Annotated in this window: 13 protein-coding genes; 9 read left to right on the top strand and 4 right to left on the bottom strand. The window is 67.3% G+C overall.

What is annotated here, in order from left to right; all coding sequences use genetic code 11:
• Positions 1–52: 52 nt before the first annotated feature.
• From J2751_RS02610 to J2751_RS02600, 3 genes are all read right to left on the bottom strand, one after another.
• Complete coding sequence (locus J2751_RS02610; RefSeq protein ID WP_209482918.1) at positions 53–670, bottom strand: DUF7109 family protein; 618 nt, start codon at positions 668–670, stop codon at positions 53–55.
• Positions 667–1,812: a glycosyltransferase family protein gene (locus tag J2751_RS02605; RefSeq protein ID WP_209482917.1), complete on the bottom strand. Its 1,146-nt coding sequence runs from the start codon at positions 1,810–1,812 to the stop codon at positions 667–669. Before J2751_RS02605 ends, J2751_RS02610 begins: the two co-directional genes overlap by 4 nt.
• A gap of 99 nt (positions 1,813–1,911) precedes the next feature.
• Positions 1,912–3,084 carry an MFS transporter gene (locus J2751_RS02600; protein WP_209482916.1) on the bottom strand — a complete coding sequence of 391 codons (1,173 nt, stop codon included), beginning with the start codon at positions 3,082–3,084 and terminating at the stop codon, positions 1,912–1,914.
• Positions 3,085–3,218: 134 nt separating this feature from the next.
• On the opposite strand from J2751_RS02600, the gene J2751_RS02595 reads away from it, so the two are divergent.
• Positions 3,219–3,389 carry an HVO_0758 family zinc finger protein gene (locus J2751_RS02595; RefSeq protein WP_209482915.1) on the top strand — a complete coding sequence of 57 codons (171 nt, stop codon included), beginning with the start codon at positions 3,219–3,221 and terminating at the stop codon, positions 3,387–3,389.
• Between the two features lie 69 nt (positions 3,390–3,458).
• Here the strand turns inward: J2751_RS02595 and J2751_RS02590 are convergent, their stop codons facing one another.
• Entirely contained in the window at positions 3,459–4,577 is a 1,119-nt protein-coding gene (locus J2751_RS02590; protein ID WP_209482914.1) for an aldo/keto reductase, read from the bottom strand.
• Between the two features lie 150 nt (positions 4,578–4,727).
• Between J2751_RS02590 and dacZ the strand changes: the two genes are divergently transcribed.
• The 8 genes from dacZ to J2751_RS02550 all read left to right on the top strand — a co-directional run bounded on the left by dacZ (position 4,728) and on the right by J2751_RS02550 (position 14,757).
• Positions 4,728–5,546, top strand: coding sequence for a diadenylate cyclase DacZ (dacZ, locus tag J2751_RS02585; RefSeq protein WP_209482913.1), 819 nt, complete (start codon positions 4,728–4,730; stop codon positions 5,544–5,546).
• Complete coding sequence (locus J2751_RS02580) at positions 5,546–6,382, top strand: mechanosensitive ion channel family protein (RefSeq protein WP_209482912.1); 837 nt, start codon at positions 5,546–5,548, stop codon at positions 6,380–6,382. Before dacZ ends, J2751_RS02580 begins: the two co-directional genes overlap by 1 nt.
• A gap of 105 nt (positions 6,383–6,487) precedes the next feature.
• Positions 6,488–7,357 carry a UDP-2,3-diacylglucosamine diphosphatase gene (locus J2751_RS02575; protein WP_209482911.1) on the top strand — a complete coding sequence of 290 codons (870 nt, stop codon included), beginning with the start codon at positions 6,488–6,490 and terminating at the stop codon, positions 7,355–7,357.
• A 99-nt stretch (positions 7,358–7,456) separates the two neighbouring features.
• Positions 7,457–8,149, top strand: coding sequence for a GNAT family N-acetyltransferase (locus J2751_RS02570; RefSeq protein WP_209482910.1), 693 nt, complete (start codon positions 7,457–7,459; stop codon positions 8,147–8,149).
• 70 nt (positions 8,150–8,219) lie between these two features.
• Positions 8,220–9,905 (top strand): hypothetical protein, encoded by a 1,686-nt coding sequence (locus J2751_RS02565; protein WP_209482909.1) that lies wholly within the window; start codon positions 8,220–8,222, stop codon positions 9,903–9,905.
• Between the two features lie 110 nt (positions 9,906–10,015).
• Positions 10,016–12,409 (top strand): DEAD/DEAH box helicase, encoded by a 2,394-nt coding sequence (locus J2751_RS02560; RefSeq protein ID WP_209482908.1) that lies wholly within the window; start codon positions 10,016–10,018, stop codon positions 12,407–12,409.
• 48 nt (positions 12,410–12,457) lie between these two features.
• Positions 12,458–12,892 (top strand): phosphate-starvation-inducible PsiE family protein, encoded by a 435-nt coding sequence (locus J2751_RS02555; protein ID WP_209482907.1) that lies wholly within the window; start codon positions 12,458–12,460, stop codon positions 12,890–12,892.
• Between the two features lie 80 nt (positions 12,893–12,972).
• Positions 12,973–14,757, top strand: a complete 1,785-nt coding sequence (locus J2751_RS02550) for a PAS domain-containing sensor histidine kinase (protein WP_209482906.1) — start codon at positions 12,973–12,975, stop codon at positions 14,755–14,757.
• Positions 14,758–14,790 lie beyond the last annotated feature (33 nt).

The raw sequence follows: 14,790 nt of genomic DNA, 5'->3' as shown, positions 1-14,790 counted from the left end.
CGCGATCCGCACTCATCGTTCAGTACGGCGATCCAGTCGCGATTCATGCCTGCTACTCGTCGAGTTCGGCGACAATTCGCTCTCGGATCGGCCCCGCGTCGACGGGGGCCCACGCCTCGATATCGTAGGTCACGTCCGCGAGAACCGCGAGGCGATCCGCGTCACCCGACTCGATGGCGGCGACCGCGTCGTCGGAGAGCCGATCGAGCACCGCGCTCGACAGGGCCTCCCGGTCGACCGCCCGATCCGGCACGTCGAGGATGTGTGGTAGGTCCTCGGCCCCAGCCGGAAGGGACGGGAACGCGGCCGGGCCAACCGCGAGGAAGGTCGGCTCGGCGTCCGGATCGTCACCTGCGCCGTCCGCGCAGTCACCGCCGCCCGCGCCGTCCGCGCAGTCACCGCCGCCCGCGCCGTCCGCGCAGTCACCGCCGCCCGCGCTGTCCGCCGCCGACACCGCCGCTTCCGGGGCTGGAACGATCGCGTACTCCGCGACCGCGAGGTCTATCGCCGCCGCGATGGCGTCCTCGTCGATCTCGGTTCGTTGTTTAAAAGCCAGCTCCGAGAGCGCCCGGGACAGCTCCGCCCGGGTGAGCGAGCCGAACAGGTCGACCACGCCGGCGAGGTCGTCGCGGGCTGCGACGCTGGGGCCGTCCTCCCCTTCGTCAGTCATGCGTCGTCTCCCTCGACCGGGTCGGCGGCGGCCCCGTCCGTCTCTCTCCCCTCCGAGACGGCGTCCAGATCCGCACGGGCCGCGTCAGCGACCTCCTCGGGCGTGAGCGGCGCGTCGTTCCACGCCGGTAACCGGGTGTCGGGGCCCGGCTCCGCGATGGCCTCCGCGTAGGTCGCGATCTGGTCGCGCTCGGCGGGGCGATCGTAGTCGAGCCCGTTGAACGCCGCGTCGGTCGCGTACTGCCGGGTCATTCGGTCGGCGACCTCTCTGTAGCGGGCGGGGAGCGTGTCGTAGTCAACGTCGACGCCGGCGTCGGCCACCGCTCGGAGGGTCGCCGCGCTCACCGCGCGGCTCATGTCCGCGAGCCCCGTCGGGCCCTCCACGGAGCGGTGGTCGTGTTCGTATCGACCGAGATCGACCTGTGCGCTCCCCTCGAAGCCGGCGTGGGCGAACGCCTCGCCGAGCGTGCCGACCTCCAGTCCCCAACCGCGCTGGACGCGGAGCTTCGCGACGAGGTCGGTCGTCGCCGCGAACTCGCCCGCGAGCGCGTACCGGAACGCGTTCAGGTACTCCAGTACCGCCGCGTCGTGCGCGTCGTCGATCGCACGGACGAGCGGGCGGAAGAACAGCCGGAACAGCCGCCCGTACAGTGCGCCGTCCTCGACGCGAGCGTAGTACCCCTTCGAGAACTCGTGGCCGTGGGCGATCGGGAACAGCAGCCGATTCACGAACGCGGGCGAGTACGTCTTCGTATCGGCGTCGTGAACGACAACGAACTCCTCGTCCAGCGCCCGCCCGAGCGCGAGCCACACGTCCCGACCCTTCCCGCGACTCCCGTTGACGCCGCGGTCCCCGAGCAGCGCGGAGAGCTGCGGGCCGTCACACCACAGCGTCTCCACGTCGAGATCGAACCCGTCGAGCCAGTCCGCGAAGGGGCCGGCGCGGTCGGGGGTGGCGCGGAGCGGGACGATCACCCGCGCCGGGTCGACGGTTTCGAGGGCGGTGAGGACGTTCTCGGCCGCGAGGGTGCCGTACTCGCGTTCGGTCATCGGCACCACGACCGCCGTACGGCCGGTCGGCGCGGAGGGCCGGTGGTCCGTCAGCGCGTGAAGCGTCGTCACGCGCTCCTGTACGTACTCCATCACCCGATCACAGGTGGACGAGCCCCTAAATACGCACGATACCGGGGGTCGCGTCGGCCTCCGGGTGGAGACGACCCGTGGCCGAGGGCCCGAAGCTGGTCAGGGGTGTGCCGCTCCGCCCGGAACGCGTCCGAGCGCGTTCAAGGCGGCGTAGACGACCACGAGCGCGCCGAGACCGCCCGCAAGCGACAGGAAGACGGCGTCGTACGCGAAGCCAGCCTCGATCGCCTCGCCGACGACCCACGAGCCGGCCGCCTGCGTCGTCATCATCCCCGCGGAGAAGACGGCGTACGCCGACGCGCGGGTCCCGTCGGGCAGCGAGTCGAGCAGGTAGGTGTCGCCCGCCGGAAACAGCATGTGGATCGTGAAGCCGACGAGGAGGCTGGCGAGGACGACCGCGACGAGCCCCGAGGCGTACACCGCGAGGACGACGCTGCCGACGAACGTCGTCACGATCCCGAGGATGTACGGCACGTGGGGGAGCCGGTCGGCCAGATCGCCGGAGACGAGAAACGCCGGGACTCCCGCCGCGAAGATGACGGTGAGCAGGTTACGAGCGGTCGCCGGGTCGAGCCCCTTGTCGATCATGTACAGTTCGTAGAAGTTGAACAGCCCCTGCCAGACGAAACTCGTCAGTCCGAGGAGGACGACGCCCGCAGTGATCAGCTTCCACTCCGAGCGCGCGCCGGCGACGAAATCGGTGTCGCTCGTGCCGGCCTCGGGGAGGTCGGTTCGCCCGGCGAGCGCGACGAAGAGGACCGTCGTGAGCGCGGCCGCGAGCGCGAGCCCGTAGAAGGCGTACCGCCAGTCGTACCACAGCGTGACCGTGACGACGGGTGCGGCCGCGACCGCGGCGAGCTGGCTCGCCATCCCGTGAACGCCCATCACTCGGCCGACGCGGTCCGGGAACAGCTCGGAGACGAACGGGTTGGCGGCAACAAAGTAGACGCCGGAGGCGCTGCCGACCACGAACGCGGCGACCATCAGCGTCGGAACGCCCGGCGCGAGGGCGACCCCGAGCGCGCCGAGCGTAAGCGTCACGCCGGAGGCGACGACGACGGCAACCCGCGAGAACCGGGTGAGCGCCCAGCCGGTCGGGATCCGTGGTGAGGCAGAGCCGAGCCACGCGAGCGTGACTATCAGCCCCGCCGTCCCCTCCCGGATGGTGAACTCGTCGATGAACTCGCCGACGAGGGGTGCGAACACGACCCGCGCGAAGTTGACGAGGAACACCAGCCCACACAGCGAGCCGAACAGCCGGGTCCGTGACACGCTCGCGGTTCCCCGCGGACGGCCACAAGTGTTGCGAATCCGGCGTGGTCGGTGACGGACGACGTGGAGATGACTCCGGAGTCCGACGAGCGTCGTACGAGGTTTTTATACCCGCCGCTGCCGAAGACTGCTGTATGAAATCGACGCGCAAGGCGCTACGGGACGGTGACCTGTTCAAGGACACCTACGAGCGGCTGAACTGCGCGGAGTGCGACAAGGTACTTAAAAAGAAGAACGACCCGGACGAGGTGTTCGCCGTGCGGCTCTGTCCGGAGTGTGATGCCCGGTTTAAGGAACTGCGGTAGGCGAGCGTCTGTTATATACGATCCGACCGTTCCGAGTCGCGACCGGAGTCATCGCGACACACGTCGCGGTCACTCGAACACCGCGTCGAACGCGGACGCGCCGAGGGGGTCGAACGTGCCCGCGGCGACGTTCTCCCGGAGGTGTTCGGGGTCCGTCGTCCCGACGAGCGAGCAGGTCACCGCCGGCGCGCTACGCGCGAAGTTGAGCGCGCGCTGGGCCGGGGTGTCGCCCGCGAGCTGCTCGTCGACCGCCTCCGGGATCGCGTTCTCGTTCGCCAACTCCCCCTGACCGATGCTCGCGCTCGTGACGACCGAGAGTCCCGCCTCGTGGGCGAACTCCAAGGTCGACACCGGGTCGCCGTCGGGATCGTCGGGCGGTCGCTGGTTCGTTCGCGTGAACGCGTCCGCCATCCGGATAGTAAACGGGAGTTGGACCGCCGCGAACCCGTGGTCGTCGTCGGGGCCGACCGACCGCCCCGCGGCCTCGGCGCGCGCGAGCACCTCCCCGAGCGAGAGGTACGCGTCGTGACCCTCGGGCACCCGAAACGCCCGCCACGTCGCGACGCCGTACTGTCCGATGTCGCCGGCGGCGCGCCGACGCTCCAGACGTTCGAATGCGGCCTCAAGCGCCTCGTACACGTCGGATCGGGAGCGTGTGGCGAGTTGGGCCTCGGGGTTGTGGACGTAGTAACAGTCGACGGTGTCGAGTCCCAGACGATCCAACGAGCGGTCAAGCGACCACGCCAGATAGTCGGGCGCGAGACAGTGGCCGCCGGCGAGGTCCGCGGGGTCGACGATCCCCGACTCCACGAACCGCTCGCGGACGTATCGGGACGGATCGTCCGGCCGCTCGCCGTTGAACGGGAGGAACCCGCCTTTCGTGGCGACGACGACCGCCTCGCGGTCGACCGCCGTCTCGCGGACCGTCTCGCGGACGGCCTCGCCGACGGCCCGCTCGGATCGACCACACCGATAGTTCACGGCGGTGTCGACGTGGTTCACACCGGACTCGATCGCGAGGCGGACGACCCGCCGATACGCCTCGTCGACGCGGTCGGTCGGCTCCCCGAAGTACGTCCCGAGGCCGACGCTGGCGGCGACGCCCGGCCCGAACCGCCGGAAGTAGGTCCGTCCGAACGCGTCGCCAAACCGGTCGCGATACGCCCACAGCGCGTCTCGGGTCGCCATCTCGCTTCGATCGACGGGCGTGATATATAAAAGCGAACCGCGACCGGACCACGAACGGACCGCGACCGGCCTCGTTCGGCTGGACGGTCGTCAGACGCGCGTACGACACGTCACAACGATTATACGTCGAGCGGGAGTCGTTTTGAGTCAATGGCGTCACTCACTGACCACTTGGCCGACCTCGTCGAGGACGCCGACGCGGTGATCCTGTTCTCGCCGACCGCCTCGTTCCACGACCGGTTCATCGACGGCGACACCGGCGACACCGACGTGATCGTCGCCGCCCCCGACGACGATGTCGGCGCGGAGTCGTTCGTCGAGCTGCCGCTTCCGTTCCGGAACGTCCGGGATCGGATCCGGTTCGGGATCGAGGGGGCGATGGACGCGTCGCTCGTCTCCGAGGGCGACGAGGTCGTCTGTATCGCCTCCGTCTTCGAGGGAGAGTCGGACGCGATCATTCGCGTCACCGTCGACGAGACGGCGAACTCCGGCATCTACGACCTGTTCGTCGACTCCCGCGCCGACCCCGGCGTCATTCGGAACGTCTTCGAGGTTGCGATCGAGCTCGGGAAGAAGGGACAGAAGGGGAAGCCGGTCGGCGCGCTGTTCGTCGTCGGCGACGCCGGCAAGGTGATGAACAAATCGCGTGCGCTGTCGTACAACCCCTTCGAGAAGTCCCACGTTCACGTCGGTGACCCCATCGTGAACGTCATGCTCAAGGAGTTCTCACGGCTTGACGGCGCGTTCGTGGTCTCCGACTCCGGGAAGATCGTCTCCGCGTACCGGTACCTCGAACCCGCCGCCGAGGGCGTCGACATCCCGAAGGGGCTCGGCGCGCGCCACATGGCCGGCGGGGCGATCACCCGTGACACGAACGCGACGGCCATCGTCCTCTCCGAGTCCGACGGACTCGTCCGGGCGTTCAAGGGTGGCTCACTGGTTCTGGAGATCGATCCGGAGGAGTACTAATGACTGGGGCGTTCGCGCTCCCTTCGACGGCGACAGTTCTTTCCGGGGGATTCCAACCTGACCAAGCGGTTGCCGAACTCCTAAACGCGATCCCAGACCGGATATGGCTCGCGTTTGCGGTGCTTCTCCTCGGACTGGTTCTGGCGTATCTCGCCGGCGTTCTCAATCGGCGACTTCTGCGGCGAGCCGGCGTCCCCGAGGCGATAGAAGGGACCACATTCGAGCGCACCGCCCGCGAGTTTGGTACCTCGACGGTCCAGATTGTCGCAAAACTATCGACGTACTTCATCGTCGCCGTGACGGTCATCGTTGCGTTCAGCGTAGCCGAAGTCGAGTTCGCGGACCTGTTTTGGGCGGATCTCGCCACGTTCGTTCCTCGGCTGTTCGTGGCCGTCATCGTTCTCATCATTGGGGTCGTCGTCGGCGATAAGGCCGAACTGCTCGTAGCCGAGCGTCTCCGGGAGATCAAACTCCCGGAGGTGGGAGTGATCCCGGCGCTCGTGAAGTATAGCGTCGTCTACGTCGCCGCGCTCATCGCGCTCGCACAGGTCGGGGTACAGACGCTCGCGCTCGTCGTCCTCCTCGGTGCGTACGCCCTCGCGCTGGTCGTGTTGACCGCCCTAGCGACGAAAGACCTGCTCGCGGCCGCCGCAGCCGGCGTCTTTCTCCTCCTTCGGCAGCCGTACGGCATCGGCGACGAGGTCCGGGTGGCGGGCCAGCGGGGGATTGTACAGGAGGTCGACCTGTTCGTCACCCACATTGAGACCGACGACGGCGAGCACGTCCTCCCGAACCACGCCGTGTTCCGCGACGGAATCGTCCTGATACGGGAGTGACGCCGCGGGTTTGCGGCGGTATCATCACGCCGTTCCTCGGATCGGCGGTGTAGTTATTTATCTGATGAGAACAGTCATACAGCTGGTGTACCCATGATAGTCGCCGTGTCGGACACACATCTCGGGACAGCACATCTCGATTCGGTCGATCCGGACCGGGACGAGTTCAAACGGTTCCTCCGATATCTTCGGGATGACCTCCAGCCGACACACCTAGTTCTTAACGGCGACATCGAGGATTTCTGGCGGCGCGACATGCGCACGCTGACACGGGAGAACTACGACGTGTTCACCCGGTTACGCGAGCTTCGAGATGCCGGGATCGAGGTTCATTACGTGCTCGGAAACCACGACTGGTACGCACGGAAGGATCTGGAGGTTACCGGTGGTCGTGGCGAAAAAGCGTATTACGACTCTGAGTACCCGGAACAGTTGACGATTTCGACCGATGGAACGACGTACACGTTCATGCACGGCCACCAGTTCGACCCAGTACAGGACGAGTGGTACTTCGACAAATTGGCCGTGATCAGCACCGACTCGGTCGGCGCGACGTTCAGTGAGAAGTGGGCACTTTTCAGTGAAGTCAACGGCGTCGCCGAGATGTTTCACGCGCTCCTGAAGCTCGCGACGGACCGGGTGAGCCATGGAACGTGGGCAGACAGACTAGGGAAGATGGATCGATGTGGAGACCACGACCTCAACGAACAGCCTGGGTCCGCCGGACAGTACGTCGCCGACCGTCCAGACACCGATTGGCTCTGTATCGGTCACACGCACTGTGCCGGTATTAGACCGGACACCAACGTCGCAAACAGCGGCGCATGGCTGGACAGCGAGAACACGTATCTCGTCTTGGAGGACCGTCCTCGGCTCATGGCGTGGAACGACGGAGAACCAGAGCCGCGTACAGAACACACCGAACCCGGCACCAGTGACGGGATATTGGACCGCCTCAGGCGACGCGGACGGTGACCCGTCGACGCTCGTCGATCGACTGCCTCAGCCGGCGGCGTTCCCACCGAGTGAAACTGGTTGTCAGGGTATAACAGGGTTCGAAACAGACACCCGCGTATGGACGCCGATACGCCGGACGTTGCCTGTGACGGGTGGAACGGCAGCGAGTGCGAGGGGACGGTCCACTGTCCTCCGCGGTGTCCCCGGTTCATCGACAAACACGGCGATCCGTGGACCGTCGAATTCGCCGACTCGGGCGACGCCGACCGACTCCTCGGGATGTACGAGGCGTTCGGCACCGCCGACCGCGCACAGGGGATTCCGCCGGCCAACCCCGACCGGCGAGTCGACTGGGTCGACTCCCTGCTTGCGGACGGCAGCAACGTCCTCGCCGAGCGGAACGGTCGTGTTCGAGGCCATGCGGTGTACACGCCCCTCGACGCCGACTGCCCGGAGATTGCGGTGTTCGTTCACCCCGACGCGCAGGGTCGGGGCGTCGGGACCGAGCTCTGTCGGCAGCTGATCGCGGACGCCGCGGCGGGGGACCGCGACGCGCTCGTGTTACACGTCGAGACAGGAAACCGGGTCGCACGAACCGTCTACGACGAGGTCGGGTTCCGGACGGTCGAGCGGAACGGTGACCTCCGGATGGAGCTCCCGCTCGACGATCCGGTTGCGACCGAAGTCCGCTGGCCTCCACTTGTCCGTGAGGGCCCGGTTGAACCCGCCGGCACGACCGCCCCCGAGGGGTCGGCGCTGCGACAGAGCGCGGGCGACAGTCCTCCACATCGAAACAGCGAGTCGCCGTAGCTCCGTCGCCCGCGGGGTCGCTCGAAAGCGATCGTTTAGGTTCCTTCATCCCAATCTCGAAGCAACGAACATGGTGACAACTGACACGCGATCCGTCGGTGAACTCGAACGGCGCGTCGAGGCGTTCGACGCGACGACGCCGGACGAGATGGACGACGACGACCGGGCGCGGCTGACGGACGCGCTGGTCGCACTCGCCGACGCCTACGGGAACCGTGGCGAGTTCGACGCGGAGGCCGAGATGATCGAGCGGTTGGACCGTCTCGGACGCGACGGCGCGGACGACCCCGTTGATGTCGAGGTTCATCTTGCGGTCGTCCTCGCGAACGCGACGAGCGTTCGCGGTCGTGAACACGTGTACGAGACCGCGATCGATCCGGATCGACTTGCGGCGTATCGTGACCGGATCGAGTCGGTGTACGACCGTCGTCCCGAAGCGGCGATCGCAGCGCCGCTAGCCCGGGCGACGGCCGAGACGATCCACGCGAACGCGAAGGGCGACCGCCGCGACCGGATCGGCCCGCTCGTCGAGCGGATCGAGACGGTGTACGACGCCCATCAGGAGCCGGACATCGCCGCCTCGCTGTTGCGGGCGTACGCTCACGCCGAGCGATACCTCGGTGACGAGTCCGAACGCGACCGGCTCGACCGTGCGGAAGAGCTGTTCGGAGCCCATCCCGACGGGGAGGTCGCCGCAGGGCTCGCGGGCGTTCTCGCCGGACGGACGAACGCGGACGCCGAGCGGACCGACGTAGACGCCATCGAGGACCGGATCGGGCGAATCGAGGCCCTCGCGGACCGGTATCCCGCACAGGAGGCGTCGATACTTCGGTGGCTGCCGGTCGCGACGGCGAACGCGACGCGGGCGAGCTTCGAGGCCGCCGAGCCGAGCCGCGTCGACCACTGGGCCGACGCGACCGCCGAGCACCACGACCGGCTGTCGACCCCGTCGACGGCGACGTGGTGTGCGGTGGCGACGTTCTTCTCCGCGCGGGCGTCCTTCTTTGCGGGTGACGTGGCTGCCGGCGAAGACGCGCTTGAACGCCTCGAAGAGCTCGAACAGCAGCACGATAATCCCGTCTTCGAACACTGGCTCGGGCGGGCGATGTTCGATGCGGCCCGAAGCTACGTGGAGACCGACCACCCGGAGCGCGCGAAGGCGATGGTCGAGGACCTTGCGGCGTTCGCGGTTGGCCACGAGGACCGCGAGGAGATTGAGCGCGGGCTGGACGCGCTCCGCACACACGCGCCACAGCTGTTCGACGAGGAAGATGTTCGGGTTGGCGAGCCCGATACTGCGTCCACCGATCCCGAGGAAACGACACACGCCGGCGGGCCTTCGACCGGAGCGCAGCCGGAACACGGGGATGACCCGACCGCGGTTGAAGGTGAGACGTCCCGAGGTTCTCGGGACACCGACATCTCCGTCGATGTCGAAGCCACTGACCAGATACCCACGGCCGACGCAACCGACGTGACTGCCACCACCGACACGACCACCACCGACACGACCGCCACCACCGACACGACCGCCACCGGCGACGCGACCGCCACCGGCGACTCGGATCTCCCCGGCTGCGGGAACTGTGGAGAAGACGGGTGCGGGAACTGTGAGACCGGGAGAGAGCTGAAGCAGCCGGCGTCCGGTCCCGTGCTTGCCGCCGCCGCGGTAGGCGTTGCGTTCGTCTGTCTCTCGGTCGCCTACACCCTCTACCGGGCGCAGCGTGCGCTCTGGAACACCCTCACTGAGTCGTGACTCAGGAGTCGACGACGCGGTGAAGCGAGGGAATGGCCTCTTCGCTGGCAACTGCGCGCACACCCGTCGGACCACAACCGTTAGAACCGTCGATCCCGTAGCTGAGTGACGTGGCAGACGCCATCGACTGGCTCCGGAACCGGCCCTTCTACGAGGGACAGATCGCCGAGCATCGTCGCCTTCCGGCGCGGGATCCCGAGTTCGCCGACATCGAGGTGGAACCCCGTCTGGCGGGCGCGCTCGACGACCGCGGCGTCGACCGCCTCTACCAGCATCAGGCGACGGCGATCGAGGCGGTTCGGGACGGCGACGACGTCGTGCTCGCAACCGAGACCGCGAGCGGAAAGTCGCTCGCGTACACCGTTCCGGCCTTCGAGGCTGCGATGGATCACGGCGGGCGGACGCTGTATATCGGCCCGCAGAACGCGCTGATCGCCGACCAGGAGGAGTCGCTCTCGGAACTCGCCCACGGGCTCGGCTTCGGTAGCCGGGTGTCCGTCGAGTCGTACACCGGGCGGCTCTCGCGGGCCGAAAAGCGGGACGTTCGGGACGCCCGCCCCACCGTCCTGCTCTCGAACCCGGATATGCTCCACTACGCGCTGTTGCCCTACGCCGGACGGCTCTGGGAGTGGTTCTTTGCCTCGCTGGAGCACGTCGTCATCGACGAGGTCCACGGCTACCGCGGCGTGTTCGGCTCGCAGGTCGCGATGACCCTCCGGCGACTCGCGCGGACTTGCGAGCGGTTCGGCTCGGATCCGACGTTCGTGAGCTGCTCGGCGACGATCAACAACCCGGTCGAGCACGTCTCGACCGTCACCGGCCGCGACCCCGACGGGATCACCCTCGTCGACGAGGACACCTCCGGCCGGGGCCCGCGCGACTGGGTGCTCTGGAACCCGCCGGAGTACGACGAGGACTGGGCGGAGCGGACGGGCGAGGACGCCGGCCGCCGGAAGTCGAGTCACACGGAGAGCAAGCGGTTGTTCGTCGATCTCGTCGAGAGCGGCCGGCAGACGCTGACGTTCACGCGTGCGCGACAGACCGCAGAACAGTACGCGACCGACAGCGCGAGCGAGCTCCGGAGCCGCGGGAACCACGACCTCGCCGGGAGGGTCGGCGCGTATCAGGCCGCCCTGAAGGACGGAACGCGCCGCGACATCGAGGCAGACCTCCATTCCGGCGAGCTTCGGGGGGTCTGGTCGACGAACGCCCTCGAACTCGGCGTCGACGTCGGCGGGCTCGACGCCGTGATCCTCGACGGCTACCCCGGAACCCGGATGTCGGCGTTCCAGCAGGCGGGACGGGCGGGACGGGGAACGGATCCAGCGCTCGTCGTCATGGTCGGCGGCGAGGACGGTCTCGACCAGTACCTCATGAACCACCCCGAGGACTTCTTCGATGCCCCGCCGGAAGACGCGATCTGTGACCCCGAGAACGACCAACTGCTGCCGCGACACGTCGCGTGTGCGGCCGACGAGCAGTGGCTCTCGCCCGCGGACGAGGCGTATTTTGGCGAGTCGTTCCCGGGTGTCGTTGCTGACCTCACCGACGACGGGGTCCTGAAGCGGCGCGACGCCGCGGACGGCACGCGCTGGACGCACGCGGGATCGGAGAGCCCCCAGCACGCGATGAACCTCCGGACGGCGGAAGAGCGGGAGATCGAGTTGATCGACCGGTCGAGCGGGGAGTCCATCGCCTCGCTGGGCTTCGCGGACGCGCTCCGGGACGCACACCCGGGCGCGATCTACCACCAGCAGGGCCGGACCTACGAGGTGACCGACCTCGACCTCGACCGCGACATTGCGGAGTTGGACAGCTCGTGGGCGGACTACTACACGCAGGTACTCTCCGAGAAAGATATGGTCGTGAACGAGGGCCTCGCGGAGCGGACGCTCCCCGCCCGTCCCGACGTACCGGTCCGGTTCGCGGACGTCACCGTGACGGAGCAGATCACGGGGTTCGTTCGGAAGGACGCGGCGACCGGAAAATCGCTCGGCGAATCGACCGTAGATCTCCCCGAGACGACGCTGCGAACGAAAGCCCTGTACTTCCCGGTTCCCGAGGATATCGAGAGTGAGATGCGAACGCTGGGCGACGAGGTCGGCATCGGCGGCGAGTACGGATTCAACGGTGGGATCCACGCGGCCGAACACGGGATCATCTCGCTGTTTCCGTTCCACTTGCTGTGTGATCGCGCTGATGTCGGCGGGATCTCGACGCCGTACCATCCCCACACCGACTCGCCGGCCGTGTTCGTCTACGACGGGTATCCCGGTGGCGTGGGTCTCACGCGCCGGGGACACGAGCGAGCCGAGGAGCTGTTCGCCCGGACGGCCCGGCTCATCGACGGCTGCGGCTGTGAGTCGGGGTGTCCCGCCTGCGTCCAGTCGCCCCACTGTGGGAATGCGAACGAGCCGCTCGCGAAGCCGACCGCGGTCCGTCTGCTGGAGTCGTTGACCGGGACCGCGGGCTCGGACGACGCCGACAGCGGGCACACGGTGTGACACGGTTCGGCACAACTGATTTCCGGTTCGCGCTCGTCCGTCTGTTCGATGCCGGCCGACATCAGGGATGTCACGGAGCCGTCCGTCACTGCGATGCAGTGGCTCGTGCTCGGCGCAGCCTACTTCCTGCTGGTTCTCTTCGTCATCGGGCTGTTCGACATGCTGCTGTCGCTGTACGAGCTCTTCGTCACCGGCCGGTTCACCGACCCGATCGCGGTCGTCGACCTGCTCGATACCGTCCTCCTGCTTCTCATCATCGTCGAGGTACATCGGACGCTCATCGCGTACGCCCGCGAGGAACCCGTCCTCCGGATCGTCGTGAGCGCCGGGATCATCGCGGTTTCCCGTGAGGTGATCAGCTTTCGTGTCGCCGATTACAGCGGGGGCGACGAGGCGCTCTCGGTCGCGCTCGCGTTCGCGGTCCTGATCCTGACGCTCGTGTTCGGATACTTCCTGCTGGACCGCATCGATATCACGACCTGATCGGCCGTGCTCGTCCCGATCGACGGGCCAGATTCATGTACGTGGAGCGAATATATGGCGTAAATTGGGAGTCGAAACCGATGGATGAGACCGGAGGTGAGCGGATCGGGTCGGCGTCCGCGTCCAGCGACGACGGGTTCGATCGCGGGGTGTTGGAGAACGCCCCGGAGGCGATCATTGCCCTCGACCGGACCGGGGTGATATCGTATGCGAACCCGGCAACGGAACGGCTCCTCGGGTATTCTCCCGACGATCTGATCGGCCGGCCGGGAACGGAACTGATACCCGACCGATTCCACGACGATCGGTCCGACGACATCCGTTCGTATCTCGGGCCGGACGGAACCGGCGTCGAATCGATCGAGGGGAACGGCGGGACTGACGCCGGGACGGAGGAGACCGGATCCCGTCGGGGCGGTGCTGACGTCCCGCTCGTCCATGCGGACGGGCACGAGGCGTCCGTCGTGATATCCGTTCGTGAGGGAGCGATCGGCGGGGATCCCGTTCTCGTCTGTGTCTGTCGTCGGCCCCCGGACCGTCGAGGGATTGAACGCCGGCTCCGCGAGCGGAAACGAGAGATCGAGGCCCTTCACGGCGTTGCGACGGATCTAGGTGAGTGTACTACTCCGGATGAGGTGTACGACACGGTGATCCGGGCGGTCGAGCGGATCCTCCGTTTCGATTTCGCGCTCGTCGACGCCGCGGTCGACGGCGTACTCGTTCCGAAAGCGATCTCGTCGAACCTCGGCGGCGAGGGGTACTACGAGGAGACGCCGATCGACGCCGAGGACAACGTCGCGGCCGAGGCGTATCGAACCGGGGACTCCAGCGTCATCGACGACCTCCGTGAGCACGAGGCCGCGCCGGCCGACTCAGAGTTCCGGTCGCTGTTGACCGTTCCGATCGGCGACATCGGGCTGTTCCAGTCCGCCTCGAAGGCGGTCGGTGCGTTCGACGAACACGATCTGCGTGCTGTCGAACTCCTCGCCGCACACACTCGTGCCCGGCTCACACAACTCGATGTCGAGCGTCAGCTCCGCCGACGTACCGAGGAGCTCGAACGCCAGAACGAGCGTCTCGAAGAGTTCGCCAGCATCGTCAGTCACGACCTCAGAAACCCGATGAACGTCGCACAAGGTCGTCTCGAACTGGCACGCGCAGCGTGTGCCAACGTCGGCGACGACGCTGCCGAACAGTTCGAGGCGGTCGAGAACGCTCACGATCGGATGGCGGAGCTGATCGACGATGTCCTCGCGCTCGCCAAACGGGGCGCGAGCGACGTCGACCCGGAGCCGGTCTCGCTCCGTACGGTCGCCGAGGAGACATGGACGACCGTGGAAACCGGCGACGCGACCCTCTCGGTCGAGGACGACGGAACCGTCCATGCTGACCCGACCCGGCTACAACAGCTCATCGAGAACCTGTTTCGAAACAGTGTGGAACACGGTTCCACGAGCAGTCGGACGAAGTCCGACGACAGTGTCGAGCACGGCTCGACTAGCAGCCGGGCGGAGCCCGGCGACAGCGTGGAACACGGTCGTTCGAGAGACGGCGACGCCGTCTCTCGTGATGACGAAAACTCCGCGGAGTTTTCGAACCATTCCACGAGCAGTCGGACGAAGTCCGACGGCCTTCGAGTGCGTGTCGGGATGGCCGATGGCGGGTTTTACGTGGCGGACGACGGGCCGGGGATCGCGTTAGATGACCCGGACGCGGTGTTCGAGACGGGATTCACGACCCGCGAGGACGGGACGGGGTTCGGCCTCGCGATCGTCAAGGGAATCGCGGACGCACACGGCTGGAGCGTTTCGGTGGGCGAAAGCGAGTCGGGCGGGGCTCGCTTCGAGTTCGTCACCAAGGAGTGAACGGAAACACGAACCGGGGCGGTACGTCCGGAG

Source organism: Halorubrum alkaliphilum (genome assembly GCF_017873815.1).
Lineage (GTDB): Archaea > Halobacteriota > Halobacteria > Halobacteriales > Haloferacaceae > Halorubrum > Halorubrum alkaliphilum.
Note: the sequence above shows the minus strand (reverse complement) of the source record. Positions and strands in the feature narration are given on the sequence as shown.